Here is a 26491-nt window from a genome sequence, read left to right as displayed (position 1 = left end):
AGGGAGGAGCACTGGCCGCCCATTCTGCGCGCTGTAAGACCAGTGGATTGTCGCGAAACTCGAAAATTCCATGCAGGGCCCCGTGCCCTGCTTTTTTTTGCGCCCGACCCGAGCCTTTGACGCGATCAGAACAAAGACGCTAAGCTCTTGTTTCGTCTTTCTTTTCTATCGCGACCGTACGGGTCCGAACTGGATAAGTGACGCCCACTCGTTCTGGAACCACTTTAGGACCAGTATTCCTGCAGCCAAGGGCTCGAAAGCCCCCAGAGGGCGAGCACCATCAAGACGGCCGCAAGGACGGTCGCTGCGAGCAGCTTCTGCCACAGGAAGGGCTTGATCGGGGCGCCGGGCTCCGTGCCATCGGTGACCGCGCCATCTTCGTGCTGGCCGCGTACACCGAAGGGCAGAACCATGAACAGGCACAGCCACCAGATGACGAAATAGACGGCGGCGTATGTGAATATCCGGGTCCAGAGATCCATGGCGCGTCAAACCTGGTGAACGAAAACTTTGACTATGGGCTTGCGACCCCAGGCGGCGTTGACTTCGGAACGGACCGCCCGCCGGATGGCTTCGCCGAACCGACCGCTGTCGGCGCGGCGTTTGGCCGGGAAGCTCTTGATTGTACCCTGGGTGGCCGTCACGACGACGTCGCGCAGCGGGTCTTCATCTTCCTCGAGTTCGGGCAAGCCGTCGAGGTCGTAGAACGGACCCGAGATGACCTTGCCCTGCCGGTCGACGACCAGCGTTACGACAACGAGACCGCCAAAGGCAAGTTTGCGGCGGTCGCGGACGTGGCTTTCGTCGGGCGCGCAGACCAGGTTGCCATCGAGATAGAGGACGCCCGTGGGAACTTCGCCCTCGAACTTCCGCGGGGTCGGAAACAGCCGCACCATGTCGCCGTTCCGGATCGAAAGGACGGTTCTGATGCCCTTTTCACGCCCAAGGGCGGCGTGGGCCTCAAGGTGCATCGGCTCGCCGTGGGCCGGCACGAGAATGTCGGGCTTCACCCAGTCGTAGAGCTGAACGAGTTCGTTGCGACGCGGGTGGCCAGTGACGTGGATCAGCTCGTCGCGGCTGGTGACGACTTCAACGCCGCGGTCAACGAGCTGGTTCTGGATGTCGATCACGGCCTTTTCGTTGCCGGGAATGGCCCAGGACGAAAAGAGGACGGTGTCGCCGGGGGAAAGGTCGATGACCGGGTGCGTGCCGGCGGCAATCCGCGCCATGGCGGCACGGGCCTCGCCCTGGCTGCCTGTGCAGATGAGGACGACCTTGTCGCGGGGGAGATAGCCGTAGGCGTCCTGGTCGTGAAATTCGGGGACGCCCTCGAGGAGGCCGAGTTCCCGCGCGATACCGGCGACACGATGTACCGCCCTGCCTGCGGCCACGACCTCCCTGCCCGCCTTGGCGGCGGCGCGGGCAATCGAAATCATGCGCCCGAGGTTCGAGGCGAAGATGGTAACAGCGACGCGATGCTTGGCCGTGGCGATGAGACGCTCGATGTTGGCGGCAATTTCGGTTTCCGAGGGGCTGTCGCCTTCTTTCATGGCGTTGGTCGAGTCACAGACGAGCGCGAGCGGGCGGTCGTCATTGCCGATCTGGCGGAAGCGCTCGATGTCGGTCATGGGGGTGCCGACGGGGGTTGCGTCGATTTTCCAGTCGCCGGTATGGAGAACGCGGCCGGCTGGAGTATCGATCAGGAGCGCGCAGCTTTCGGGGATCGAGTGGGACACGCCGATCGCCTCGAGCGTAAACGGGCCGACCTTGAAGGGCTTTCCCGGCTCGACAATGGTGATGTCGACATCGTCGTCTATGCCGTTCGAGAGGCGTTTGGCTTCGAGCATCGCGGCGGCGAAGGCTGTCGCAAAGACCGGCTTCTCGTATCCCGGCCACAGGTCGAGCACGGCCCCGTAGTGATCCTCGTGGGCATGTGTGAGGACGAGCCCCACGACGCGGTCGGCTTCTTCTTCCAGAAACCGGGTGTCGGGCATGATCAACTCGATCCCGGGGAGTTCCGGGCCGGCGAAGGAGACGCCGCAATCGACGACGAGCCAGTAGCGGTCGTCGGCCGGGCCGAAGCCGTAAAGCCCCATATTCATGCCGATTTCGCCTATGCCGCCGAGCGGCACAAAGACAAGCTCTTCGCCCGAAGTGTTCTGTTTTGCCATATCTTTTCCAATAGTCGACCGGGCCGCAGAATGCCGCCTGTCGAATTCCTTCCCTGTCAATTCCGGTGCCGCGCCGGCCGAATGCCGTCAGACTTTCAGTGTCGCGGTGGTTCCGAAGTGAACATCGCCCGCCGCGATGGCGATGCGGTGGCCTTCCGGATCGCGGACAATCAGATGGCCCGCATCATCTATCGTTTCGAAGACGCCGCGGACGACGTCTCGGTTCCGCTGCACGGCGACTTCCGCGCCGATACCGGCTGCAGCAGCTCGCCAGGATTCAAGGATCTTCGCAATGCCGCGACCATTGTCCCAGGCGTTGAAACATTCGACCCAGCTTTCAGCGAGCGCCTCGAACACTGCCGCAGCGTCAACATTGACACCCATGGCGTTAAGCGCTGCAGCCGGATAGGGCAGCCCCTCTGGCGCGGCCACGACGTTGACGCCGAAACCGATGACTATTGCATGCCGTCCGTCGGGGCGCTTGTGGCCCTCGAGCAGAATGCCCGCGAGTTTGGCGCCGTCGGCAAGGACATCGTTGGGCCATTTGAGTGCAATCCGTGCCGCGTGGCCATCGCTTTGCCCGTCCGCGCCGTCGATGCCGGTCGCGATACGGGCCTGCGGCACGATCTTGGCGAGAGCCTTGTTGAGCGCCACACCGGCGACGAACCCCAGGCTTGCAAGATTTTCCGCTGCACTGTCGGGCACGATCAAGAGGCTGGCTGCGAGATTGCCGTAGGGGCTTTCCCAGGGGCGTCCTCGCCTGCCCTTGCCTGTCGTCTGCTGAAGCGCAGCGAACCAGAGCTTTCCGCTGTCCCCGGCCATGGCAGCCTCGGCGGCTTCAATATTGGTTGAGCCGACGGTATCGAAGCCAATGACGCGGTAGCCGTCGGCAACCGCAGACGCGGGTAGCGGAAAGCCAGCCATGTTTATCCCGATGCGGGATCGGACGGGACAACGGTACCCACTCTGCCTGACCCCGCTCTAGAAAAGACTGCCGGCCGCCGTGTGGGCCCACTGGCTCAGCGGCGCGCCGATGGTGAAATAGTAGGTGATGACCAGAAAACCCGTGAGCGCGATCACGACACGCAGTTCGATGGCCGGCAAGGCGAAAGTCTGCGTCGGCTCGTCGAAGTACATCACCTTGACCACCCGCAGGTAATAGAAGGCGCTCACGGCGCTTGCAAGCATGCCGATAACGGCCAGGATAAAGAGTTGCGCTTCGACCGCGGCCAGGAACACCTGCCACTTGGCAAAGAACCCGGCGAGCGGCGGCAGGCCAACCAGGGAAAACATGAAGACTGCCAGCATGGCCGCGACGAAGGGCCGGTTCTGCGCAAGGCCGGCGAGATCGTCGATGGTTTCGACATAGCCGTCCTCGTTGCGCAGTGCGAGAATGCACGCGAAGGTCCCAATCGTCATGGCAACGTAAATCGCCATATAGATCGCAACACCCTCGACGCCGACGAGACTGCCGGCAGAAAGCCCCACGAGGGCGAAGCCGACATGGCCGATCGAGGAGTAGGCCAGCAGGCGCTTGAGGTTTTTCTGCCCGATCGCTGCGAAAGATGCGAGGACCATCGAGGCAATGGAAATGAAGATCACGACCTGCTGCCAGTCTTGCGCAATGGGCTCGAAGGCATCGAAGACAACGCGGATGACAAGCGCCATGGCGGCGACCTTCGGGGCCGAGGCGAAGAACGCCGTGACCGGCGTCGGCGCGCCTTCATAGACGTCCGGCGTCCACATGTGGAACGGTACGGCGGAGATCTTGAAGGCCAGACCAGCCAGAACGAAGACGAGGCCGAAGATCACGCCGGCATTGCGGTCACCCAATGCGATCGCCTGGGCAATTTCGTTGAGCTGGGTATGGCCGGTGAAGCCATATAGCAGCGACGCGCCGTAAAGCAGCATGCCCGATGAGAGCGCGCCGAGTACGAAGTACTTCAGCCCCGCTTCGGTCGCCTTGGAGCTGTCGCGCTTGAACGCAGCAACGACGTAGAGCGCGAGAGACTGCAGTTCGAGGCCGACATAGAGGTTCATGAGATCGTTGGCGGAGATCATCATGAACATGCCGAGCGTGGCGAGGACGACCAGCACCGGGTATTCGAACTTGTTGAGGCCGTGGGCTTCGGCGTTGGACACGGCAAGGATGAGCGCGAAAACCGAACCCGCAACGACGAGCGCCTTCATGAAGCGCGCAAACCCGTCGTTGATGTAGCCACCGGCGAAAATCACGCCCTCGCTGGGCGCAGCGACGATCAGAACGCCAACGCCGATCAAAAGGCCGATCGTGATCCCCGTGATCCAGGGTGCGGACTCCTTCTTTGCAAGGACGCCCATGAGCAAGAGCACGAGCGCGCCGAGCGCGAGAAGCAATTCGGGATAGGCTGGCGCCAAAGAGGCGAAACCGGCAAATTCAGACACCATATTCACCTCCTAGTGACTCGCGTGCGCGGGCTCTGCCGCTTCGGTAGCCTGCGTGGCCGCGACCGGCGCGGAGACGTCCACGTGGGCAACGACGGGTTCGATACCCGTGGCGGCGACGTATTGATCAACCAATGCCTGAACCGACGCGTTCGTCGCATCGAGGATCGGCGCGGGATAGAAGCCGAAAAAGATCGTGAGCGCGACCAGCGGCACGAGGGTCAGGACCTCCCGGCGGTTGAGATCGAGAATGGACTTGAGGCTTTCCTTCTCGAGCGCGCCGAAAATGACCTTGCGATAGAGCCAGAGCGCATAGCAGGCCGAAAGGATGACGCCAGTGGTGGCAAGGATCGCGAACCATGTGTTGACCTGGAAAATCGCCAGCAGCGTCAGGAACTCGCCGACAAAGCCGGATGTGCCCGGCAGCCCGACATTGGCCATGGTAAAGACCATGAACGCGAAGGCGTATTTGGGCATGCGCTCGACAAGTCCGCCATAGGCCTCGATATCGCGGGTGTGCATGCGGTCGTAGACGACACCGACGCACAAGAACAGGGCCCCGGAAACGAAGCCGTGCGAGATCATCTGAAAGATCGCGCCCTGGATGCCATAGATGTTGCCCGCGAAAATCCCCATGGTCACAAAACCCATGTGAGCAACCGATGAATAGGCGATCAGCTTTTTGACGTCGGTCTGCACCAGCGCAACGAGCGAGGTAACGATGATCGCGGCGACCGAAAGCACGAACACGAAGTTCGAGAACATCAGCGAGGCATCGGGGAACATCGGCAGCGAGAAGCGCAGGAAGCCGTAGCCGCCGAGCTTCAGGAGGATCGCCGCCAGGATAACCGAGCCGGCAGTGGGGGCCTCAACGTGAGCCTCGGGCAGCCAGCGGTGGAACGGCCACATGGGCATCTTGACCGCGAGCGAGGCGAAGAAAGCAAGCCAGAGCCAGGTCTGGGCCTCGGGCGGGAAATCGACGTTCAAGAGCCGGGAAATGTCTGTGGTGCCGCCGATCCAGTACATCGCCATGATGGCGAGAAGCATCAGCACCGAACCGGTGAAGGTATAAAAGAAGAACTTGTAAGTCGCCTGAATGCGCCGCTTGCCGCCCCAGATCCCGATGATGAGGAACATCGGGATGAGGGTGCCCTCGAAGAAGACGTAGAACATGGCAAGGTCCAGGGTGGCGAAGACGCCGATCATCAGCGTTTCGAGCACCAGGAACAGGAGCATGTATTCGCGCACGCGGTTGTTGATCGAATCCCAGCTGGCAAGGATGCACATCGGCATCAGAAGGCCAGTGAGGACGATGAACAGCACCGAGATACCATCGACGCCCATGCGGTAGCCGATGACATCGCCGAGCCAGGCATGGTTCTGGACGAACTGGAAATCCGCCGTCGAGGAATCGAACATACCCCACATGACCAGCGTGAAGATGAAGGTCACGACCGTCGTCGCAAGCGCGATGCGCTTGATGTTGAGAACCGAAACCTCATCCCTGCCCGGCGTCAGAAGAATGAAGAAGGCGCCGACGAGCGGGAGGAAGGTAACGATTGTTAGTATGTTATTGGACAAGATCATCCCAGCAGTCCCCCGGCGGCAATTGCCCAGGTGATAAGTGCGGCGACGCCGATCAGCATCGCGAAGGCGTAGTGATAGAGGTAACCCGATTGCAGGCGCGTGACCTGATCGGTCACCTGCCGGACGCGGCGGCCGAGGCCCTCGACAATGGTCTGGTCGACAAACCAGTCGTCGAAGCCCTTCCAGAGCGCATTGCCGATCCAGCGTGCCGGCTTGACGAAGATCGCGTCATAGAGCTCGTCGAAGTACCACTTGTTCAAGAGGAACTGGTAGAGGCCCGGATGCTCGCGCGCCAATTCCTTCGGCGCCTCGGGGCGCCGGATGTACATGTACCAGGCGGTGATGAAGCCGACGACCATAGCGGCGGTCGCGGACCATTTGACCCAGGTCGGGACGTGGTGGGCTTCTTCGAGAATGTGCGCATCCACGACGAGCGATACGCCGAAGAATTCCGCTACATGTTCGGCGTGTTCGAAGAAGACGCCGTAGAACAGGACGCCCGAAAGCACCGCGCCAGCGGCCAGCACGTAGAGCGGCACCAGCATGACGTTCGGGCTTTCGTGCGCGTGATCGAACGTATGGTGATCTGCGCGGGTCTTGCCGTGGAAGGTCAGGTGGATGAGGCGCCAGGAATAGAAGCTCGTAAAGAGCGCGGCGATCACCAGCGACCAGAAGGCGAACGAACCGGACCAGCCGCCGAAGGCGTAGGCGGACTCGATGATCGCGTCCTTGGAGAAGAAGCCTGCGAAGCCCAGCGGGGTACCCGGGATGCCGACGCCGGTCAGTGCCAGCGTGCCGACGATCATCAGCCAATAGGTGATCGGGATCTTCTTTGCGATGCCGCCCATATTCCGCATGTCCTGCTCGTGGTGCATGGCGTGGATGACCGAGCCGGCGCCAAGGAACAGGAGCGCCTTGAAGAAGGCGTGGGTGAAAAGATGGAAGATGCCGGCCGAATAGGCCCCTACCCCGAGCCCTACAAACATGTAGCCGAGCTGGGAGCAGGTCGAATAGGCAATAACGCGCTTGATGTCGTTCTGGACCAGGCCGACGGTGGCGGCAAAGAAGGCGGTGATGGCACCGATATAGATGACAAAGAGCGTCGCGGTCTCGCTCATTTCGAACATGGGCGAAAGACGTGCCACCATGAAGACGCCGGCGGTCACCATGGTTGCGGCATGGATCAGCGCGGAGACAGGGGTCGGGCCTTCCATGGCGTCGGGCAGCCAAGTGTGCAGCAGGAACTGCGCGGACTTGCCCATGGCCCCCATGAAGAGTAGCAGACACAGAACGGTTATGGCGTCGAGGTTGGCACCAAGGAACGGGATCGTCGCCCCTTCCATGGCCGGGAGCGCGGCGAAGGTTTCATCGAACCCCAGCGTTCCGAGCATGTAGAACGTGCCGAAGATGCCAAGCGCAAAGCCGAAATCGCCCACACGGTTGACGACGAAGGCTTTCATCGCCGCCGCGTTGGCGGAAGGCTTGGTGTACCAGAAACCGATGAGAAGATAGGAGGCCAGCCCGACGCCTTCCCAGCCGAAGAACATCTGCAGGAAGTTATCGGCGGTCACCAGCATCAGCATGGCGAAGGTGAAGAGCGAGAGGTAGGCAAAAAAGCGTGCACGATGCGGGTCATCGTGCATGTAGCCGATCGAATAAAGGTGCACGAGGCTCGATACCGTGGTGACCACGACCAGCATGATCGCGGTGAGCGTATCGACGCGCAGCATCCACCTCAGGTCGAGGTCGCCCACAACCACCCAGCGCATGACTTCAACGCTGTAGGGTTCGGGGTGACCCAGCCAGAAGGGAATGAAGACGATCCACGAAAAGAGCGCGGCGACGCCCAGAAGCGCGGTCGTAATGATCTCGGCGGGACGGTGGCCGATGGCGCTGCCGAACAGGCCGGCAACGAGCGCGCCCAGCAGCGGCAGGAAAACGATAGCCTGGATCATGCCGCCTAGCCCTTCATCATGTTGACGTCGTCAACCGCGATGGAGCCGCGGTTGCGGAAGAAGATTACGAGGATCGCCAGCCCGATCGCAGCCTCCGCTGCGGCGACCGTCAGGATCAGCAGCGCGAAGACCTGGCCGACGAGGTCGCCCAGATGGGCGGAAAAGGCGACGAAGTTGATGTTGACCGCCAGAAGGATCAACTCGACCGACATCAGGATGATGATGACGTTCTTCCGGTTGAGGAAGATGCCGAAGACCCCGATGGTGAACAGGATGGCGGCGACGGTCAGGAAGTGACCGAGCCCGATAACTGGTGTCATCATTTGCCCTCTTACAACCCCTTGCCGCTCTCGACTTTGACGATCTCCAGCCCGCTCTTGCCGCGAGCCACTTGCTTGGCGATATCCTGCCGCTTGACGCCGGGTTTATGGCGCAGCGTCAGAACGATTGCGCCGATCATGGCGACCAGAAGCACCAGACCGCAGGCCTGGAACAGGTAGATGTAGCGCGTGTAGAGGATCTGCCCCAAAGCCCGCGTATTCTCGATTCCGCCGGCGATCGGCAAGACCCCACTGCCCGCTCCTTCCGGCGCCAGATAGGCCGTGCCGGCAACGAGCAGGAGTTCAAGCAGCAGGACGATACCGATCAGGGCACCAATGGGCATGTACTGGAGCATGCCCGAACGGAACTCGGCGAAGTCGACGTCAAGCATCATGACGACAAACAGGAACAGCACCGCGACCGCGCCGACATAGACGACGATCAGGATGAGCGCCAGGAACTCCGCGCCGGCCAGCATGAATATGCCAGCAGCGTTGACGAAGGCGAGAATGAGGAACAGCACCGAATGCACGGGATTGCGCGAAGCAATCACCATGAGCGCGGACGCAATGACGATGGCCGAAAACAGGTAAAAGAAGATGTAGGGCAGAACCACGTCGATGCTCCTAGCGGTACGGCGCGTCGAGCGCGATGTTGGCGGCCAGTTCGCGCTCCCAACGGTCGCCATTGGCCAGGAGACGCTCCTTGGAGAAATAGAGCTCCTCGCGCGTCTCGGTCGCGAATTCGAAGTTCGGCCCCTCGACGATGGCATCGACCGGGCAGGCTTCCTGGCAGAAACCGCAGTAGATGCATTTGACCATGTCGATGTCGTAGCGGACCGTGCGGCGGGTGCCGTCGTTCTGGCGCGGACCGGCTTCGATGGTTATCGCCTGCGCCGGGCAAATGGCCTCGCAGAGCTTGCAGGCGATGCAGCGTTCTTCGCCGTTGGGATAGCGCCGCAGAGCGTGCTCGCCACGGAAACGCGGGCTCACGTGGCCCTTCTCGAAGGGGTAGTTGATGGTCGGCTTGGGCGCGAAGAAGTAGCGCATCGCCAGAAAGAAGGTCGATACGAATTCGCGGAGGAGAAGCGCATCGAGGAATCTCAGTGCCTGCATTGTCGGTTTCTCCTTACATGCCGCCGTGCCAGCCCCAGCCCGTGAGCTGGAGAACGAAGGCGACGGCGACGACCATGAAGAGCGAGAGCGGCAGGAAGACTTTCCATCCCAGCCGCATCAGCTGGTCGTAGCGGTAACGTGGGACAACGGCCTTGACCAGCGCGAACATGAAGAAGGCCGCGCAAAGTTTGATGACGAACCAGACGACACCTGGGATCCAGGTGAAGGGCGGAAGATCGATCGGAGCATCCCAGCCACCAAGGAAGAGGATCGTCGTGAGGCCGCACATGAGGATGATCGAAACGTACTCGCCGAGCATGAACATCATGTACGGGGTGGAGCCGTATTCGACCATGAAGCCGGCAACGAGCTCGGACTCGGCCTCAGGCAGGTCGAAGGGCGGACGGTTGGTTTCCGCGAGTGCCGAGATGAAGAAGACGATGAACATCGGAAAAAGCGGCAGCCAGAACCAGTTCAGGAACGACAGCCACGGAACGCCCAGCATGTGCGCCAGGCCCATTTCCTGCTGCGCGATCACGATATCGGTGAGGTTCAGCGATCCAACGCACAAGAGAACCGTGACGATAACGAAGCCGATCGAGACTTCGTATGACACCATCTGCGCTGCCGAGCGCAGTGCGCCAAGGAAGGGGTATTTCGAATTCGACGACCAGCCGCCCATGATCACGCCGTAGACGCTCAGGGACGAGATCGCGAAAATATAGAGAATACCGACATTGATGTCGGCCAGCGCCCAGCCTTCCGACACCGGCACGACCGCCCAGGCCGAGAGCGCCAGAAGCACAGTAACGAGCGGAGCCAGCAGGAACACGGCCTTGTCGGCGCCGGCGGGAATGACCGGCTCCTTGAGCGCAAATTTCAAGAGGTCGGCAAAACTCTGCAGAAGCCCGAACGCGCCCACGACGTTGGGCCCGCGCCGTATTTGCACCGCAGCCCATATCTTGCGGTCGGCGAGAAGGATATAGGCGGTGAACAGCAGCAGCGAAACGAGCAGCAGCAGGGCTTTCCAGATAAACCCGACCATTGTGCCCCATCCCAGGATGGGCACGCCAAGAAGATAGTCGAGAGCGTATACGATCCAGTCCATGTCGAGGCCTTATTCCGCTGCCTGTTTGAGGCCCGCCATCAGCTGCGAGCATTCGGCCATAACCGCCGAAGCGCGCGCGATGGGGTTGGTGAGGTAGAAATCGGTGACCGGCGAAACCAGCGCATAGCTCTTTTTGGGCGCGGCGTCCCTGGCGAGCCTGACGACATCGGCCGGCCTGCCCGCGGCAATGCCGTCAAGACGGGCCAGGTGCGGAAATTCCGCATAGAGAGCCGCACGAAGCGCAGTCAGCGAGTCGTAGGGCAAGGTAACCCCGAGAACGCCGGATAGCGCGCGCAGGATGGCCCAGTCTTCCTTGGCCTCGCCGGGCGCAAAGACCGCGCGGCTCGTCATCTGAGTGCGGCCCTCGGTGTTGACGTAGGTCGCGCTCTTTTCGGTATAGGCGGCGGCGGGCAGGATGATGTCAGCCTTGTGCGCGCCGGCATCGCCGTGGGTGCCGACGTAAATGACGGTCGTATTCTCTCCGATGGCCGAGAAGTCGATCTCGTCGGCGCCCAAAAGGAAGAGGACATCGAGGTCGCCCTTGCCGGACGCCTTGAGCATGCCGGCTGTATCGAGACCGCCCTTGCCCGGAACGAAACCGATGTCGAGCGCGCCGACACGCGCGGCGGCGGTGTGGAGGACCGCGAAGCCGTTCCACTCGTCGCTTAGAGCGCCGTTCTTTTCAGCGATCTCGGCGGCTAGAGCGAGAACGTCCTTGCCTGAGGCGCCCGTGACTGCGCCTTCGCCGACGATGACGATGGGGCGCTTGGCGTCCTTGAGCGTCTTGGCGAAAGCACCCTTGCCGGCGGCAAGTTCGGCCAGCGTATCGATGCCTGCGCCGAGATGGGCGTAGTCATAGGTCAGATCGGCATGCTCTCCGATGAGGCCGATTTCGACGTTGCCTGCACGCCATGCCTTGCGGATGCGAGCATTGACGAGTGCGGCCTCGCGGCGCGGATTGGTCCCAACGATCAGGATCGCGTCGGCCTGTTCGATGCCGGCGATCGTCGGGTTGAAGATGTAGGACGCCCTGCCCTTCCTGGGATCAAGCGCGGAGCCGGCCGGGCGGGCATCGATGTTGCTCGAGCCGAGCGAGGCCAGCAGCGCCTTGAGCGCGAACATCTCCTCGACCCCCGCGAGATCACCCGCTATGGCACCGACCTTTGTGGGATCGGACTTTTTGACCTTGGCGGCGATGGCCGAAAACGCCTCGTTCCAGGTCGCGGCCTGGAGCTTCTTGCCCTTTTTAACGTAAGGACGGTCGAGACGCTGTGTGCGCAGACCGTCCCAGACAAAACGGGTCTTGTCGGAAATCCACTCTTCGTTGACGCCTTCATGGACGCGCGGAAGAATGCGCATCACTTCGCGGCCCCGGGCATCGACGCGGATATTCGAGCCGACGGCGTCCATCACGTCGATGGATTCGGTCTTGGAAAGCTCCCAGGGACGAGCCTGGAAGGCATAGGGCTTGGAGGTCAAGGCGCCGACGGGGCAAAGGTCGATAACGTTGCCCTGCAGTTCGCTTGTCATCGCCCGCTCGAGATAGGACGTGATTTCGGCGTCTTCACCGCGGCCGATGAGGCCCAGCTCGGAAACGCCCGCGACTTCAGTGGTGAAGCGCACACAGCGGGTGCAGTGAATGCACCGGTTCATGATGGTCTTGACCAGCGGACCGACGTGCTTGTTTTCGACAGCGCGCTTGTTTTCCCAGAAACGCGAGGAATCCACTCCATAAGCCATGGCCTGATCCTGAAGATCGCACTCGCCGCCCTGATCGCAGATCGGGCAATCGAGCGGGTGATTGATCAGCAGGAACTCCATCACGCCTTCACGGGCCTTTTTGACCATTGGCGTGTTGGTGAACATCTCGGGCGGCTCGCCGTTCGGGCCGGGGCGCAGGTCCTTGACACCGATCGCACAGCTGGCCTGCGGCTTCGGCGGCCCGCCCTTGACCTCTACGAGGCACATGCGGCAGTTGCCGGCAACTGACAGACGCTCGTGGTAGCAGAAACGCGGGATTTCGGCGCCAGCGGCTTCCGCCGCCTGCATTAGGGTGAAGTGATCAGGCACTTCAATGAGTTCGCCGTCGACCTTGATTTGCGCCATGAACTTTACTCCGCCGCAACCGACGGCACCGCACCGTCGGAGGTGGCCTTATAGGTGTATGCGTCGATCCGCTCTTCGATGACGTGCCGGAAGTTGCGGATAAGACCCTGAATGGGCCATGCTGCCGCGTCGCCGAGGGCGCAGATCGTGTGGCCTTCGACCTGCTTGGTCACCTCGAACAGCATGTCGATTTCGCGCTTCTGAGCCTCGCCGCGGACCATGCGGTCCATGACGCGCATCATCCAGCCGGTGCCTTCGCGGCACGGCGTGCACTGGCCGCAGCTTTCATGCTTGTAGAAGGCCGAAAGGCGCCAGATTGCCTTGATGATGTCCGTGGACTTGTCCATGACGATCACAGCAGCGGTACCAAGCGACGAGCCGACTTCGCGCAAACCGTCGAAATCCATGTAGGCGCTGCGGATCTTTTCGCCCGGGACGCACGGGACGGACGAGCCGCCAGGAATGACGGCGAGGAGATTGTCCCAGCCGCCGCGAATGCCGCCGCAATGCTTTTCGATTAGGACGTCGAAGGGCGTGCCCATCTCTTCTTCGAAGGTTGCCGGGTTGTTGACGTGGCCCGAAACGCAGAAGAGCTTGGTGCCGGTGTTGTTTTCGCGGCCGAGGCCGGCGAACCACGAAGCGCCACGACGCAGGATTTCCGGGACGACGGCGATGGACTCGACGTTATTGACGGTCGTCGGGCAGCCATAAAGCCCCATGCCGGCCGGGAACGGCGGCTTGAGGCGCGGCTGGCCTTTCTTGCCCTCGAGGCTTTCGAGCAGCGCGGTTTCCTCGCCACAGATATAGGCCCCGGCGCCATGGTGGACGATGATATCGAAGTCCCAGCCATGGATGTTGTTCTTGCCGATAAGCCTGGCGTCATAGGCCTGCTGCACGGCGGCCTCCAGGCGCTCGCGCTCGCGCATGAACTCGCCGCGGACATAGATATAGGCGTGGTGCGCGTCCATGGCGCGGCCGGCGATCAGGCAGCCTTCGACGAGATGGTGCGGGTCGTGACGCAGGATCTCACGGTCCTTGCACGTGCCGGGTTCGGATTCGTCGGCGTTGACGACGAGATAGTGCGGACGGCCGTCAGACTGCTTGGGCATGAACGACCATTTCAAGCCCGTCGAAAATCCCGCGCCGCCGCGGCCACGCAGGCCGGACGCCTTGACCTCGTTGGTCAGCCAGTCGCGGCCCTGGTCGAGCAGTTCCTTCGTGCCGCGCCAGGAACCGCGGCGCTTCGCGCCTTCGAGTCCCCAATCGTCGAGCCCGTACAGGTTTGTGAAGATGCGGTCTTTATCTTCGAGCATGGCTCGTTCTCCTAGCGGGGCTTCTTGCCGAAGACGCGGACGTACTCGTCCACGCCGCCTTCGGCCAGTGCCTTGGCCTGACCCACCCAATTGTCGCGCGTGATGCGGCCCTTGAAGCTCAGAGCGTCGTCGACCCTGGCGATCTCGTCGTCGGTAAAGGCCGCAACCTGGGCGTATTTCGTGATGCCCAGGGCATGCAACTTGCCTTCCAGCACGGGGCCGACGCCTGAGATCAGCTTGAGGTCGTCCGGGGTGCCTGCGGGGGCCTCAAAGAGGGGCGCGGCAGTACGTTTGCCGTGCGGCTCCACTGCGGCCGATTCGCTACCCGTCGCGCCTTCGCGCCCGGCCTGATCCGGCTTGCGCTTCGCCGAACCGGCAGCCTTGCGCTTCGATTTCTCAGCGCGTTCGGTCGAGACCTTGGCTTCTTCGGAGGGCCCCTCGATTGCGGGAGCGGACTCTTCGGTTACGACGCGTTTCCGGCCCGGTGCGGTGCCGTTCGTCTTATCGGACGTACCGTCGTCCTTGTGGGTGTGGCGTTCGGGTACGTTGAGCAGGGTTACCTGTCCCGACAGAGGCATCGCGTAGCGGCGGCCGTTCTGCGGGCCGGGTTCGATGGTGTCACCCTTACCGTCGCGGAAAGCGACCAGGATTTCCTCGAAGCGCTCGGGCGTAAGGTCCTCATAGGTGTCCTTGCCGATGGTGACCATCGGCGCGTTGACACAGGCGCCGGCGCATTCGACTTCTTCCCAGCTCAGCTTGCCGTCGTCGTTGAGATGGTGCGGCTCGGCGTGAATATGCTTCTGGCAGACGGCGCGGATGTCTTCGGCACCGCGCAGCATGCACGGCGTTGTCCCGCACACCTGAACGTGGGCGCGCGAGCCCACGGGCTGGAGCTGGAACTGGGTGTAGAAGGTCGCAACTTCGAGCACGCGGATATAGGGCATGTCGAGCATGTCCGCGACACTCTCGATGGTCGCGCGGGTGATCCAGCCATCCTGCTCTTGCGCCCGCATGAGGATCGGGATGACGGCGGACTGCTGGCGGCCCTCGGGATACTGCTTGATCTTGGCCTCGGCCCAGGCCGCGTTCTCCGATGTGAACGCGAAGCTTTCGGGCTGGATGGCTTCATCTGCAAGGCGACGCACACTCATCAGCGATCAACCTCTCCAAATACGATATCGAGCGAACCGAGAATGGCCGTCACGTCGGCGAGCATGTGCTTGCGCGACATGAAATCCATGGCCTGCAAGTGCGCGAACCCCGGCGCCCTGATCTTGCAGCGGTATGGCTTGTTGGTGCCGTCGGAGACGAGATAGACGCCGAACTCGCCCTTGGGGGCCTCGACGCAGGCGTAAACCTCGCCCGCGGGGACGCGGTAACCCTCGGTATAGAGCTTGAAGTGGTGGATCAGCGCTTCCATCGAGCGCTTCATCTCGCCGCGCTTGGGCGGGACGACCTTGCCGTCGGTGGCCGAGACGGGTCCCTGCCCTTCGGGCGAGTTGAGAAGCTCGATACACTGGCGCATGATCTTGTTGGACTGGCGCATCTCTTCCATGCGGACAAGGTAACGGTCGTAGCAGTCGCCGTTCTTGCCGACCGGAATGTCGAATTCCAACCGCTCGTAGCACTCATAGGGCTGCGCCTTGCGCAGGTCCCACGCCGCGCCGGAGCCGCGAACCATGACGCCCGAGAAGCCCCAGGCCCATGCGTCTTCGAGCGAGACCACGCCGATATCGGCGTTGCGCTGCTTAAAGATGCGGTTTCCGGTCAGAAGGCTGTCGATATCATCAAGCGCTGCGGGGAACTTCTCGCAGAAGGCCCAGATATCGTCGATGAGATCCTGAGGAAGATCCTGGTGAACGCCACCGGGTCGGAAATACGCCGCGTGCATGCGGGCACCCGAGGCGCGCTCGTAGAAGATCATGAGTTCTTCACGCAGCTCGAAGCCCCATAGCGGCGGGGTGAGCGCGCCGATATCGAGCGCCTGGGTGGTGACGTTCAGGAGGTGCGAAAGCAGGCGGCCGATCTCGGAATAGAGTACACGGATCAACTGGCCACGGAACGGCACTTCGATGCCGAGCAGACGTTCAGTCGCAAGCGCGAAGGCGTGCTCCTGGTTCATCGGCGCCACGTAGTCGAGCCGGTCGAAATAGGGCACTGCCTGGAGATAGGTCTTGTGCTCGATGAGCTTTTCAGTGCCCCGGTGCAAAAGGCCGATGTGCGGATCGACGCGCTCTACGACCTCACCGTCAAGCTCGAGCACCAGCCGCAGCACGCCGTGCGCGGACGGGTGCACCGGCCCGAAGTTGATCGTGAAGGTCTTGACGTCGACCTCGGGTGCTACTGCCGTCATTGTTTGGCCTTCTCATCTCCGGGGAGGACGTAATCAGTCCCCTCCCAAGGCGACAGATAGTCGAAATTCCGGAATTCCTGGGCAAGGGTGACGGGCTCGTAGACGACGCGCTTACGGGCCTCGTCATAGCGCACCTCGACAAAGCCGGTGAGCGGAAAATCCTTGCGCATCGGATGCCCGTCGAAGCCGTAATCGGTGAGCAGACGGCGCAGGTCGGGATGGCCCGAAAAGAGGATGCCGTACAGATCGTATGCCTCGCGCTCGAACCAGTTGGCGCCGGGGAACACATCGGTGATCGAGGGGACCGGGGTATCTTCGTCGGTGGTCACCCGCACACGCACACGCATGTTCTGGGTGGGGCTGAGGAAGTGGTAGACAACGTCGAAACGTTGCGTTCGGTCGGGATGGTCGACGCCACAGACGTCGACGATCGAGATGAAGCGGCAGCGCGCGTCGTCGCGCAGGAACCGGGCGATCGAAACGATCTGGCTCGACTTGCCCTCCAGCGTCAGTTCGCCATAGGCCACCGAGAACCCGTCGAGCGCGTCTTCGAGCTTGAGCGCGATGTATTCGCCCAGTTCATTGAGAGCTTCGTCCATGGCGTCGTGCCCTTACCGTTCTATGGTGCCCGTACGGCGGATCTTCTTTTGCAGAAGCAGGATGCCGTAAAGCAGCGCCTCGGCGGTCGGCGGACAGCCCGGAACGTAGACGTCGACCGGCACCACGCGGTCGCAACCGCGCACAACCGAATAGGAGTAGTGATAGTAGCCGCCGCCATTGGCGCAGCTCCCCATCGAGATGACGTAACGCGGCTCGGGCATCTGGTCGTAAACCTTGCGCAGGGCCGGAGCCATCTTGTTGGTCAGCGTGCCGGCGACGATCAGAAGGTCGGAGGTGCGCGGAGAAGCCCGGGGGGCGGTACCGAAGCGCTCGATGTCGTAGCGCGGCATCGACATCTGCATCATTTCGACAGCGCAGCAAGCGAGCCCGGTCTGCATCCACATCAACGAGCCGGTGCGGGCCCAGTTGATCAGTTCGTCGGTCGTGGTGACGAGAAAGCCCTTGTCGGCGAGTTCGTTGTTGACCTCGACAAAGAGCGGATCGGTATCCGGAACGGCGGGGGCCGGCTGGGCCGTCGCCATGGTCTGGGTGCGACTCAATCCCATTCGAGTGCTCCTTTCCGCCACTCATATATGAAGCCGATGGTCAGGACGCCAAGGAAGATCATCATGGACGTGAACCCGAACCACCCGAGCTCTCCGAAGGCAACCGCCCAAGGGAAGAGGAACGCCACTTCAAGGTCGAAGATGATGAAGAGAATGGCGACGAGGTAGAACCTGACGTCGAACTTCATGCGTGCGTCCTCGAAAGCCTCAAAGCCGCACTCGAAGGCGGATACTTTCTCGGGGTCGGGACGCTTGACCGCAATCAGGAAGGGGGCGACCAGGAGCGCAAGACCGATCACGCCAGACAGCCCCACAAAAATCAAAATTGGCAGGTAGTTGCTGAGCAGTTCGTTCATAAGACAGCCATGCCTTGTCAAAGGCCCGGCGGGGGATGTGCCGGACGAGGAAACACGTGCCTTCGTTGGCCGGGTTCCCAGTGTGTTGGACAGGGCTTAGCCCAGCCCCACCCCTGTTTCAAGGGGGCATAAAACTGACTATTTTTGTCATGAATTTACGACGAAAGAATGAGCCCGCGACATACGGCAATACATTGCCGCGCCTGCGCGGATTTGACGCCGCTATCGCCCGGGAACGCAGAAGGCGCCCGCCGAAACGGACGCCCTAACGCTTTGCATAATCGCGGTCTGTGATGCGGCCCACCCAGGGAACGGACCGCCATCGGCTACATGTGGAACGCGATACCGGCGGTGAGTCGCATTTCGTCCGGCCCCGAGCCCCACTCCCCGGTTCCGAGCGCCTCGCCGCGCACGCTGATATAGTCGGTAAAGCCATATTCGACGCCGCCGCCGAAGGCATAGCCGAACTCGCCGGCGATAAGCCCGGTACCGCCGGTACCATAAACGAGGGCCTCACCGAACGATGCGCCACCCTTTGCGAGGACCAGCGCGTCAAGCGCTATGTTATCTTGCTCGAAGTCACCGCCAAGCTGCGCTTCGGCGCCGAGCACGAAGGTCTGATCAAGCGCCACGTTGACGCCCGTAAAAATACCGCCGCTCCAGGACTTCTCGTTGTCCGTCACCGGCACGCCGCCGCCGTAGACACCCGAATAAAAGCCGTCCCAGTCGAAGCCAAGGCCCATGTTGTAGTTGTAGCCGCTATACAGATCCTGGGCGACCGCAGGTGCGACGGACAGGCCGCCGGTCATCGCAATCGCAATAAACATCGCTTTGAGGGCACGCATTGCACGTCACTCCGTTAAGGTTAATTCATCGGCATTATTGCGCGTGCGCCCGAACGGGCAACCAAAGCCTCCAAACGTGCCTAAGACTTTACTAAAATTGTAGAGATCTACCCCCGTGGCAGGGCTCCAACGAAGGAACCCCGCTCGTGGGCGGGGTTCGAAACGTTCGGTTGTGGCGAGCCATATCTGGCTAGAAATGAAACAGGACCTGAGCGCTGATCGTGTGGGAACCGGCTGACAGGCCATCAAGTTCGGGGATTTCCTCGGCCAGCCAACCGGCGGCGGAAAAGCCGTATTCGTACTCCAAATCCACGCTCACATCGTCCGAAAGCGCGACTTCCACCCCGGCGCCGACGGTGCCGAACAGATTGCCGAAATGCTCCAGTTCCTCAGTGACGTCGTCGCCGGAAACGGGATCCTCATACGTGAACGCGGTGTCGTTGTTGCTATAGATGGCTCTGGCGCCGCCCGAGCCGTAGATCAGCATGCTCGGGGTTACGAGATAGCCCAGGCGGGCCGAGAGGTCGGCCGAATAGCCACCGGAAGTATAATCGAAGTCGACGTCGTCCGGCGCGCCATCGAACAGTTCGCTAAGGTCCCCGCTGCCGCTGCCTGAAAAACCATAGACGCCGCCGGCCGCTTCGATACCGAATACAACCGAATCAAATTGCACGTTGCCACCAACGACGAGCTGGCCGCCATAAACCGTCGGATAGAATGAGAAATCCGGCTCCCCTGCCCCGGCGTCGCCGTCGAACTCGTAGCTCTGCCAGGAGGCGGTGCCGCCCACGCCCATATAAAAACCGGACCAGTCGGATGCGTCCTCGAAGGTAGGCATGGCAGGTGTCATCGGCGTTGAAACGATCGGATCGGCGGCCTTTCCCGCGCCGGAAACGATCAAAACAGCGGCCGCGGCCACAATGAATGGTTTGCCTGAACAGGTCATCTGCCCCCCAAAGTCTCGAATGCGATGAGGCCCGGAGACTGGCGAGCCTGGGCCGGCCGCCGCATCCATGCCGCTTTGTGTCTATAATTCGGCCACAATCTGAACATCGCGTTACGTTCAGGCGACATGGAAAAAAGAAAACGGCCCCGCCGGATGGCGGGGCCGTTCATCAGATCCCGTACGGGAAGCGCGATTAGAAGTGGAAGTTCGCGCCGACCGTAAACTTGTGGATGTCGCTGTCCGCGTCGTCCTGGCCCCAGCCATAGAGGTACTGGCCGCGCAGCGTGACGTCGTCGGTCACAGCGAATTCGAGACCACCACCGGCAAGGATGTGATTGCCAGCACCGGCGTCGGCGTCGAAATCCGAACCGTAACCAACGGCCGCGTAAGCGAGCATTTCGTCAGTGATGACAACACCGCCACGACCCAGGATCGAGCCGTATGCGTGGGCATCGTCGCCTTCAGGGAAGACGCCGTCGATGGCGACTTCAGCGCCGACGAGGAAGAAGTCGAACGTAGCGTTGACACCAGCCTGGGCACCAAGGGTCCAGTTGGTCGTTTCCTCATCGATATCGTAGATGCCGCCAACGCTGGCACCGGCATAGAAGCCGTCCCAGTCGAAACCACCATCGTCCATCACGGGCACAGAAGCGACCGGCGGCGGGGGAGTCGTGATTGCGTCAGCTGCGAGCGCACCGCTGAAAGCGGTCGTGGACAGAAGGGCAGCGATGGCCACTTTCTTGAGCGAGTTCATAAGTCGTATCTCCTTTTTACCGGCGTGTGCAAACTAGAACTTTGCCGGTGAGCACTTGTTCCGAGGACCGGACGTCACTGCCTTATAAGCAAGGGAGGTGTTGCTTAGATGCCACAACAGCGCCCGGTCGCCAGCCCTCATGCCGTGCCCCGGACCTTCACGCCCGACTGCGGACGAAGTGGGGCCAGCTCGTGGCAAGAATAGGGCAAACCGCCGATGTTGCTCAAAAGCAACGCATTCTTGGTTAGGGACCGGTAAACGCCGATCCCGGCGCCTTGCAAAATGCACCGAGAGGCGGCCGTTCCTCCTCGAAAGGTCCCGTCTTGACCCGAACGCCACGCGGCACGAGGATCTGGCGATGCGTGCGGCCGGACACATCTTCTTCCGAGTCGGCGCCGAACAGGAGGGACGCACGATGTGGGACTTTTCGCTTGGCCGGTCGCTCGGCCTGATGGGCAGAACGCTGCCTTTCGTCATTTTCAGGATCGCTGTCTATTTCGGCATCGCGGTCGCCTATGTGCTGGCGACCGGCGCAGGCGCGGGTATCGGCTGGGGCATCGGCGCCTTCGGGGACGAAGAATTCCGCCTCTCCTCCATCTTCTGGGGCGGCGCGATCGGCTTCGGGCTGACGGCAGGCGCACTCTATTTCCTGCGCGAGTACATTCTTTATATCGTCAAGGCAGGCCATATCGCCGTTCTGACCGAACTGATCGATGGCAAGCCGATTCCCGACGGGCGCGGACAGATCGAATACGCGGCGGGCGTCGTCAAGGCGCGCTTCGCGGAGGCGAACGTGCTGTTCGCCGTGGATCAGCTGGTCAAGGGCGTGCTCGCGGCCATTGTCGGTCTCGCGCAGGGATTGGCCACCTTGCTGCCGATCCCGGGCCTGCAGCAGGCAATGGGGCTTTTGAGGGCGTTTCTGCGTATTTCGGTCGGGCTGATCGACGAAGTTATCCTCGCATTCGCCATCCGGACGCAGGCGACCAACCCCTGGGCATCGGCGCAGACCGCGTTGGTGCTTTATGGCCAGAACTACAAGGTGATGCTTAAAAATGCCGCATGGCTCACGCTCTTCACATATGGCCTGGCATTCATCGTGTTCCTCGTCATGCTCGCGCCGGCCGCGCTGGTGGTTTACCTGCTGCCGGGCGCATGGTCGGCGGGCGGCTTCGTCTTTGCCCTGCTCTTTGCATGGGCCGTCAAAGCAGCACTTATTGAGCCGTTCGCAATTGCGTGCATGATGCAGGTCTACTTCAAGACCGTGGAAGGGCAGACGCCCGATCCTGAATGGGATGCGCGGATATCGTCAGCATCGCGGAAATTCGAGCAGATCAAGGATAGGGCGACCGAATGGATGCGGAGCAGCGGCGCGCCGGCATAGGCCAAACGCCACGGCGCGAGAACATTTACTGACAAGAAGGAAATGGAGGCCTCGACCGGAATCGAACCGGTGTACACGGATTTGCAATCCGCTGCGTCACCACTCCGCCACGAGGCCTCTGGCGGGCGGTTCTAAGCGAAGGACGGGGGTTATGCAAGCGTGTGGTACGGCTGGCCGCGTTTTTTCGCCGAAAGACCGGCGAATTGCCCCAAGGCCGCAGATTCGAAAGATTTTTCGCGCCGCCATATGCGCGAATCTAGCGGAAAAACGAGACGCCGAGCCATATTGCGAGTGCCCACAAGATGGCGGAGACGACGATGGCCAGAAGGCATCCTTTTGTACGATCGGTCATTTCGCGTGTCTGGCCGCTCCAACCTTGCCAATATCTAAACCACGGGTGTCGCATTTTGCGCTTATTGTCGTAGCCAAACGCGCAATGTTGCTACACGCCCGGTGGAGCGGCATTGTACGCTCATGACCGAACCGCGACGAGGCATCATAATCATTATTCATTCGAATTGAGTTAAGAGGCGTTGTGGCGATTGTCGGTGTAATTCTCTCCGGAGGGGCCGGTCGGCGAATCGGTGGCGTGCGCAAAATGGACTTGCGCCTGGGCGCTGTCTCGCTGCTCCATCGGGCTTTGGCGCAGCTTGCGCCGCAATGCGATCGTGTGCTGCTTTCAATCGCTGCAGGGGTCGCCGTGCCACCAACCACCGAATCGCTCGAACTCGAGGTGATCGTAGACGATCCCGAAGGGCCACCCGGCCCAGCGGCGGGCCTTTTTGCCGCGCTTCGGTGGTGCAAAGCCAATGAACCGGAAAGTCACCTTTTGGCAGTCGCTGTGGATACGCCTTTTTTCCCCACCGACTTTAGCAAACGCGCGAACGCACTGCTCGAGAGCGACACGGGCGGTGTCGTCGCGGCCTTCGGCGAGAACCTCTACCCGACGAACGTGCTCTGGCGGCTGGGCGCCCTTGAGGCGGCACTGTCGAGCGCGCCGCAGCACGGGCGCGGGCCTTCCCTCTTTTCGCTCACTGAGTCGGCGCGATGCGTGCCACTCGATTATGCGCCGCTTGTGCCAGAGAACCCGTTTGCCAACGTCAACGCCCTGCCCGACCTGCTCGCTCTTTCGCGCCGATTGTAGGCGTTTGCCTGCCCAGGTGTGCGGTATTCGATTTGGGGGTTGGCAAGCGCCATCAAATTGGATAGATCAACGCCACCTGTTCATCAGGGCTACCTTTTGTTCCCCGGTAGCTCAGTGGTAGAGCAACCGGCTGTTAACCGGTTGGTCGCTGGTTCGAATCCGGCCCGGGGAGCCATTTCCTTCTCAAATCGTGATGCGCGCGGCTCTTTTCATTGCAAGTGAAAAGGCGTATAGCTCGCCGCGCAGTGCCGGGCCCCTCTGGCGTTAGGCTCTTGAGCCTTTCGTGATGTCGGAACTGCTCCACTTCTAACATGGAGAAGGTCCGGCGATGGAAATCCTCGCACATCTACACGAAACACAATTTCTCGGCACGCCCGCGTGGTTCTGGGTAGCGTTCGTCGTTATTGTCGTCGCTATCATGGTGTTCGATCTGGGCTTTTTGCACAAAGAGCAAAAAGAGATCAGCGCCAAGGAAAGCTTCCTGCTCTATGCCATGTATATGGCGGTTGCATTTGCGTTCGGCGCCTGGGTCTGGATTGCGCGCGGAAGCGAGTCCGGACTTGAATTTTTTACCGGCTACATCATCGAGCAGAGCCTGGCGATGGACAACATTTTCGTCATCGCCTCGATATTCACGTTCCTCGGCGTGCCCCGGGCCTACCAGCACCGTGTGCTGTTCTGGGGAATCATTGGCGTCCTGCTGTTCAGGGCGATCCTGATCGGCGCGGGCGTCGCTCTTGTCCAGGCATTCCAGCCCATTCTTTTCCTATTCGGCGCGTTCCTCATTTTTACCGGAGCGCGGATGTTCTTCGAGGTCGAGCAAGAAGACGACCTCGAAAACAACAAGATCCTCAAGTTCCTCCGCCGCCATTTCCGGATCACGCCGCGTTTTCACGGCAACAAGTTCTTCGTCGAGCAGGAACACCCAAAAACCGGCAAGCTCGTGATGTATCTGACCCCTCTGGCCGTTGCGCTGATCATGGTCGAGATTATCGACGTGATTTTCGCTGTCGACAGCGTGCCGGCGATCTTCGCGATCACGCAAGATCCCTTTATTGTCTATACATCGAACGTCTTTGCAGTCCTCGGCCTGCGTGCGCTGTTTTTCGCACTATCGGCAGCGATGGCGCGCTTCCGGTATTTGCAGTTCGCGCTGGCGTTGGTTCTGGTGCTCATTGGCATCAAGATTTTCCTCGTGCCGCTCCACATCCACATCGATACCGCGCTTTCGCTCGTCGTGACTGTGTCGATCCTGGCGGCAGGTGTCGGTTATTCGTTGTGGAAGACACGAGGCGAGAACCAGCGCGCAGGAGACGTTCAAGCGCACAAAGACACCCGACTATAGAAAAACTGCCGTAAATCAGCGGGATTTCTTAAGCCTGCGGGCAAGCCTTCACAGAATATTAAAGCTGCATCTTCGATCATCCGACAACGTAGTAAAGCGGACGATCTGGATGCAGCTGGCACGTAAAATTGCAGCGTTGTTCTCGATACCTGTGCACAACCGAGAACTCATGCGCTCGCAGGCGCGCGCGTTTTCGCGCCAGGTGCCGCTGCTTTATTTCGTACTGGTCATAAACACGGCTGCTCTCGCCATCACTCACCTTGGCACCGCGCCGGACTATTTGACCATATGGGTACCTCTGGCGCTTTATGCCGGCGCACTGTTCCGCTTCATGAAATGGTGGCGACTGCGGAACAAGACCCTGAGCTACGCCGAGATCGTCGGTATGCTCCGGGGAACAATCCGGTTTTCCTTTATTCTGGGTATCGGTTTCACCTCGTGGGCGTTGATGCTCTATCCATATGGCGATGCCTATGCGCAGAGCTTCGTGCCCTTCTTTATGGCAGTGACGGTGATATGCATCATTCTGTGTCTGATGCATATGCGGGCGGCGGCGCTCACCATTACGCTGATCGTTATTCCCGCCTACACCCTGTTTTTCGGATTCAGCGGCAACCCTGTCTTTGTCGCGATGGCGCTCAATGTCTGCCTCGTGGCCGGCGGATTGATCTACATGCTGCAGACCAATTACCGAGATTTCGCCAATCTCATTGAAACCCAGAAAGCATTGGTTGCCAAACAGGCGGAAACGCAGCGGTTGGTGGACGAGAATTTGCGGCTCGCCAATATGGATAGCCTGACAGACCTGCCCAACAGGCGCAGCTTTTTCACTTCATTGGCGCGCCGCACCGATGGGGACGCTCAGTTTGGCCAATTTGCGGTTGGCGTCCTCGATCTCGACGGCTTCAAACCGGTGAACGACCTTTATGGCCATGCCGCCGGCGACCGGATTCTCTTCGAGGTTGGACGGCGGCTGAGCGGCCTTTCGACAGATGACGTACTTATCGCCCGGCTTGGCGGGGACGAATTCGGCATCATAATGGATGGAATAACGTCTCAGGAAGCGATTGAGAGGTTCGGCCGCACCGTGTGCGACCTTCTCGCCGACCCCTTCCGGCTTGCCGAGGGCACCGTACAGATATCGGGCACGATCGGCTTTGCGACGGCACGCGGTGCCGAGGACGCACCGGCACACATCCTCGAGCGCGCCGATTGCGCGCTTTATCACGCAAAGGCCAATACCCGTGGACAAGTAGCGGTTTTCTCGCAAAGCCACGAAATGCAGATGCGTCGTAACGGCATGATCGAGCAAGCGCTGCGAAAAGCCGATTTCGACTCGGAATTCAGCCTAATTTTCCAACCCATTCAGGATATACGCGCGGGGCAGCCATCGGCTTTCGAGGCGCTTGCGCGCTGGACAAGTCCCAGCCTCGGGCCTGTGTCGCCTGGCGAGTTTATTCCTGTAGCCGAGCGCGCTGGCCTGATCTCTACATTCAGCACGCGCCTACTGCGCCGTGCCTTGAGGGAAATGAAGACATGGCCTGAAAATGTGGGGCTGTCTTTCAACCTATCGGCATACGATATTGCATCGCCGGATGCCGTCGAGAGGCTCATAGGTATCATAGAACAAAGTGGCGTCGCCCCGTCCCGCATCGATCTCGAAATTACCGAAACGGCGGTCATGCGTGATTTCGACCAAGCCTGTGCGGCGCTCGGCCGTCTACGCGCGCTTGGCATCATGATCGCACTTGACGATTTCGGCAGCGGCTATTCGAGCCTTTCTCACGTACACCTTCTGCCGCTCGACAAGATCAAGATTGACCGGAGCTTCATAACCAAGATCGAAACGAACGAAACCAGCCGCAATGTGGTCAAGTCCATCATCGGGTTATGCCGAAACCTCGGGGTAGATTGCATCGTTGAAGGGATCGAGACCACCGGACAGCTCGCAGCTGTTGGCGAAATGGGCGCCTACTTCGTTCAGGGGTATTTGTTTGCAAAACCCTTGCCGGTGGAAGGTATCGAGAGCTATCTGGCTACCTATTCGGCAAATGAGCAGGCTGCCAACACCTGAGCTGCCGCTTGACCAGCACCCATGCGG

24 protein-coding genes and 2 tRNA genes are annotated in these 26491 nt (G+C 60.9%); 5 read left to right on the top strand and 21 right to left on the bottom strand.

The window, feature by feature from the left end:
* Window positions 1–224 precede the first annotated feature (224 nt).
* From LSG43_RS13515 to LSG43_RS13420, 20 genes are all read right to left on the bottom strand, one after another.
* On the bottom strand, window positions 225–482 hold the full coding sequence (locus LSG43_RS13515; protein WP_231805091.1) for a DUF1467 family protein: 258 nt from the start codon (window positions 480–482) through the stop codon (window positions 225–227).
* 6 nt (window positions 483–488) lie between these two features.
* Window positions 489–2171: a ribonuclease J gene (locus tag LSG43_RS13510; protein ID WP_231805088.1), complete on the bottom strand. Its 1683-nt coding sequence runs from the start codon at window positions 2169–2171 to the stop codon at window positions 489–491.
* An 87-nt stretch (window positions 2172–2258) separates the two neighbouring features.
* A complete protein-coding gene (locus LSG43_RS13505) occupies window positions 2259–3095 on the bottom strand; it encodes a biotin--[acetyl-CoA-carboxylase] ligase (RefSeq protein WP_231805086.1) in 837 nt (278 codons plus the stop codon).
* A gap of 57 nt (window positions 3096–3152) precedes the next feature.
* A complete protein-coding gene (gene nuoN, locus LSG43_RS13500) occupies window positions 3153–4598 on the bottom strand; it encodes an NADH-quinone oxidoreductase subunit NuoN (RefSeq protein ID WP_231805083.1) in 1446 nt (481 codons plus the stop codon).
* Between the two features lie 9 nt (window positions 4599–4607).
* Complete coding sequence (locus LSG43_RS13495; RefSeq protein ID WP_231805080.1) at window positions 4608–6182, bottom strand: NADH-quinone oxidoreductase subunit M; 1575 nt, start codon at window positions 6180–6182, stop codon at window positions 4608–4610.
* Entirely contained in the window at window positions 6179–8137 is a 1959-nt protein-coding gene (gene nuoL, locus LSG43_RS13490; protein ID WP_231805077.1) for an NADH-quinone oxidoreductase subunit L, read from the bottom strand. Before nuoL ends, LSG43_RS13495 begins: the two co-directional genes overlap by 4 nt.
* A gap of 5 nt (window positions 8138–8142) precedes the next feature.
* A complete protein-coding gene (gene nuoK / locus LSG43_RS13485) occupies window positions 8143–8457 on the bottom strand; it encodes an NADH-quinone oxidoreductase subunit NuoK (RefSeq protein WP_231805674.1) in 315 nt (104 codons plus the stop codon).
* A gap of 11 nt (window positions 8458–8468) precedes the next feature.
* A complete protein-coding gene (locus LSG43_RS13480; RefSeq protein ID WP_231805074.1) occupies window positions 8469–9074 on the bottom strand; it encodes an NADH-quinone oxidoreductase subunit J in 606 nt (201 codons plus the stop codon).
* Between the two features lie 10 nt (window positions 9075–9084).
* Complete coding sequence (gene nuoI, locus LSG43_RS13475; RefSeq protein WP_231805071.1) at window positions 9085–9573, bottom strand: NADH-quinone oxidoreductase subunit NuoI; 489 nt, start codon at window positions 9571–9573, stop codon at window positions 9085–9087.
* 13 nt (window positions 9574–9586) lie between these two features.
* Window positions 9587–10618: an NADH-quinone oxidoreductase subunit NuoH gene (gene nuoH / locus LSG43_RS13470; RefSeq protein WP_231805672.1), complete on the bottom strand. Its 1032-nt coding sequence runs from the start codon at window positions 10616–10618 to the stop codon at window positions 9587–9589.
* A gap of 72 nt (window positions 10619–10690) precedes the next feature.
* Entirely contained in the window at window positions 10691–12787 is a 2097-nt protein-coding gene (nuoG, locus tag LSG43_RS13465; protein WP_231805068.1) for an NADH-quinone oxidoreductase subunit NuoG, read from the bottom strand.
* Window positions 12788–12792: 5 nt separating this feature from the next.
* The gene (nuoF, locus tag LSG43_RS13460; protein WP_231805065.1) at window positions 12793–14100 is read right to left on the bottom strand and encodes an NADH-quinone oxidoreductase subunit NuoF; all 1308 of its coding nucleotides are present in this window, start codon (window positions 14098–14100) and stop codon (window positions 12793–12795) included.
* An 11-nt stretch (window positions 14101–14111) separates the two neighbouring features.
* Window positions 14112–15251, bottom strand: a complete 1140-nt coding sequence (gene nuoE / locus LSG43_RS13455; RefSeq protein ID WP_231805062.1) for an NADH-quinone oxidoreductase subunit NuoE — start codon at window positions 15249–15251, stop codon at window positions 14112–14114.
* Window positions 15251–16453, bottom strand: a complete 1203-nt coding sequence (locus tag LSG43_RS13450) for an NADH-quinone oxidoreductase subunit D (protein WP_231805059.1) — start codon at window positions 16451–16453, stop codon at window positions 15251–15253. Before LSG43_RS13450 ends, nuoE begins: the two co-directional genes overlap by 1 nt.
* The gene (locus tag LSG43_RS13445) at window positions 16450–17052 is read right to left on the bottom strand and encodes an NADH-quinone oxidoreductase subunit C (protein WP_231805056.1); all 603 of its coding nucleotides are present in this window, start codon (window positions 17050–17052) and stop codon (window positions 16450–16452) included. Before LSG43_RS13445 ends, LSG43_RS13450 begins: the two co-directional genes overlap by 4 nt.
* Window positions 17053–17064: 12 nt before the next feature.
* On the bottom strand, window positions 17065–17595 hold the full coding sequence (locus tag LSG43_RS13440) for a NuoB/complex I 20 kDa subunit family protein (RefSeq protein WP_439652042.1): 531 nt from the start codon (window positions 17593–17595) through the stop codon (window positions 17065–17067).
* A gap of 14 nt (window positions 17596–17609) precedes the next feature.
* Window positions 17610–17975, bottom strand: a complete 366-nt coding sequence (locus tag LSG43_RS13435) for an NADH-quinone oxidoreductase subunit A (protein WP_231805053.1) — start codon at window positions 17973–17975, stop codon at window positions 17610–17612.
* 326 nt (window positions 17976–18301) lie between these two features.
* Window positions 18302–18820: a hypothetical protein gene (locus LSG43_RS13430; protein ID WP_231805050.1), complete on the bottom strand. Its 519-nt coding sequence runs from the start codon at window positions 18818–18820 to the stop codon at window positions 18302–18304.
* 190 nt (window positions 18821–19010) lie between these two features.
* Window positions 19011–19835: an outer membrane protein gene (locus LSG43_RS13425; RefSeq protein ID WP_231805047.1), complete on the bottom strand. Its 825-nt coding sequence runs from the start codon at window positions 19833–19835 to the stop codon at window positions 19011–19013.
* A gap of 124 nt (window positions 19836–19959) precedes the next feature.
* The gene (locus LSG43_RS13420) at window positions 19960–20520 is read right to left on the bottom strand and encodes an outer membrane protein (protein WP_231805044.1); all 561 of its coding nucleotides are present in this window, start codon (window positions 20518–20520) and stop codon (window positions 19960–19962) included.
* A 415-nt stretch (window positions 20521–20935) separates the two neighbouring features.
* On the opposite strand from LSG43_RS13420, the gene LSG43_RS13415 reads away from it, so the two are divergent.
* The gene (locus LSG43_RS13415) at window positions 20936–21901 is read left to right on the top strand and encodes a hypothetical protein (RefSeq protein ID WP_231805670.1); all 966 of its coding nucleotides are present in this window, start codon (window positions 20936–20938) and stop codon (window positions 21899–21901) included.
* A gap of 43 nt (window positions 21902–21944) precedes the next feature.
* Here the strand turns inward: LSG43_RS13415 and LSG43_RS13410 are convergent.
* A tRNA-Cys gene (locus LSG43_RS13410) sits at window positions 21945–22018 on the bottom strand.
* A gap of 418 nt (window positions 22019–22436) precedes the next feature.
* Between LSG43_RS13410 and mobA the strand changes: the two genes are divergently transcribed.
* From mobA to LSG43_RS13390, 4 genes are all read left to right on the top strand, one after another.
* Entirely contained in the window at window positions 22437–23045 is a 609-nt protein-coding gene (gene mobA, locus LSG43_RS13405; protein ID WP_369412489.1) for a molybdenum cofactor guanylyltransferase, read from the top strand.
* Between the two features lie 100 nt (window positions 23046–23145).
* Window positions 23146–23220, top strand: a tRNA-Asn gene (locus LSG43_RS13400).
* 153 nt (window positions 23221–23373) lie between these two features.
* On the top strand, window positions 23374–24390 hold the full coding sequence (locus LSG43_RS13395) for a TerC family protein (RefSeq protein WP_231805038.1): 1017 nt from the start codon (window positions 23374–23376) through the stop codon (window positions 24388–24390).
* Window positions 24391–24499: 109 nt separating this feature from the next.
* The gene (locus tag LSG43_RS13390; RefSeq protein ID WP_231805035.1) at window positions 24500–26464 is read left to right on the top strand and encodes a putative bifunctional diguanylate cyclase/phosphodiesterase; all 1965 of its coding nucleotides are present in this window, start codon (window positions 24500–24502) and stop codon (window positions 26462–26464) included.
* Window positions 26465–26491 lie beyond the last annotated feature (27 nt).

This window comes from Pelagibacterium xiamenense, from assembly GCF_021166475.1.
GTDB lineage: Bacteria > Pseudomonadota > Alphaproteobacteria > Rhizobiales > Devosiaceae > Pelagibacterium > Pelagibacterium xiamenense.
The sequence above is the reverse complement of the archived record's forward strand: the minus strand, read 5'-3'. Positions and strand labels throughout refer to the sequence as shown.

What these genes read in the sequence shown, in the direction of transcription:
- LSG43_RS13515 (WP_231805091.1), bottom strand. Translation starts at nt 482, where the DNA reads ATGGATCTCTGGACCCGGATATTCACATACGCCGCCGTCTATTTCGTC.
- LSG43_RS13510 (WP_231805088.1), bottom strand. Translation starts at nt 2,171, where the DNA reads ATGGCAAAACAGAACACTTCGGGCGAAGAGCTTGTCTTTGTGCCGCTC.
- LSG43_RS13505 (WP_231805086.1), bottom strand. Translation starts at nt 3,095, where the DNA reads ATGGCTGGCTTTCCGCTACCCGCGTCTGCGGTTGCCGACGGCTACCGC.
- nuoN (WP_231805083.1), bottom strand. Translation starts at nt 4,598, where the DNA reads ATGGTGTCTGAATTTGCCGGTTTCGCCTCTTTGGCGCCAGCCTATCCC.
- LSG43_RS13495 (WP_231805080.1), bottom strand. Translation starts at nt 6,182, where the DNA reads ATGATCTTGTCCAATAACATACTAACAATCGTTACCTTCCTCCCGCTC.
- nuoL (WP_231805077.1), bottom strand. Translation starts at nt 8,137, where the DNA reads ATGATCCAGGCTATCGTTTTCCTGCCGCTGCTGGGCGCGCTCGTTGCC.
- nuoK (WP_231805674.1), bottom strand. Translation starts at nt 8,457, where the DNA reads ATGACACCAGTTATCGGGCTCGGTCACTTCCTGACCGTCGCCGCCATC.
- nuoI (WP_231805071.1), bottom strand. Translation starts at nt 9,573, where the DNA reads ATGCAGGCACTGAGATTCCTCGATGCGCTTCTCCTCCGCGAATTCGTA.
- nuoH (WP_231805672.1), bottom strand. Translation starts at nt 10,618, where the DNA reads ATGGTCGGGTTTATCTGGAAAGCCCTGCTGCTGCTCGTTTCGCTGCTG.
- nuoG (WP_231805068.1), bottom strand. Translation starts at nt 12,787, where the DNA reads ATGGCGCAAATCAAGGTCGACGGCGAACTCATTGAAGTGCCTGATCAC.
- nuoF (WP_231805065.1), bottom strand. Translation starts at nt 14,100, where the DNA reads ATGCTCGAAGATAAAGACCGCATCTTCACAAACCTGTACGGGCTCGAC.
- nuoE (WP_231805062.1), bottom strand. Translation starts at nt 15,251, where the DNA reads ATGAGTGTGCGTCGCCTTGCAGATGAAGCCATCCAGCCCGAAAGCTTC.
- LSG43_RS13450 (WP_231805059.1), bottom strand. Translation starts at nt 16,453, where the DNA reads ATGACGGCAGTAGCACCCGAGGTCGACGTCAAGACCTTCACGATCAAC.
- LSG43_RS13445 (WP_231805056.1), bottom strand. Translation starts at nt 17,052, where the DNA reads ATGGACGAAGCTCTCAATGAACTGGGCGAATACATCGCGCTCAAGCTC.
- LSG43_RS13440 (WP_439652042.1), bottom strand. Translation starts at nt 17,595, where the DNA reads ATGGCGACGGCCCAGCCGGCCCCCGCCGTTCCGGATACCGATCCGCTC.
- LSG43_RS13435 (WP_231805053.1), bottom strand. Translation starts at nt 17,975, where the DNA reads ATGAACGAACTGCTCAGCAACTACCTGCCAATTTTGATTTTTGTGGGG.
- LSG43_RS13430 (WP_231805050.1), bottom strand. Translation starts at nt 18,820, where the DNA reads ATGCGTGCCCTCAAAGCGATGTTTATTGCGATTGCGATGACCGGCGGC.
- LSG43_RS13425 (WP_231805047.1), bottom strand. Translation starts at nt 19,835, where the DNA reads ATGGATGCGGCGGCCGGCCCAGGCTCGCCAGTCTCCGGGCCTCATCGC.
- LSG43_RS13420 (WP_231805044.1), bottom strand. Translation starts at nt 20,520, where the DNA reads ATGAACTCGCTCAAGAAAGTGGCCATCGCTGCCCTTCTGTCCACGACC.
- LSG43_RS13415 (WP_231805670.1), top strand. Translation starts at nt 20,936, where the DNA reads ATGTGGGACTTTTCGCTTGGCCGGTCGCTCGGCCTGATGGGCAGAACG.
- LSG43_RS13395 (WP_231805038.1), top strand. Translation starts at nt 23,374, where the DNA reads ATGGAAATCCTCGCACATCTACACGAAACACAATTTCTCGGCACGCCC.
- LSG43_RS13390 (WP_231805035.1), top strand. Translation starts at nt 24,500, where the DNA reads ATGCAGCTGGCACGTAAAATTGCAGCGTTGTTCTCGATACCTGTGCAC.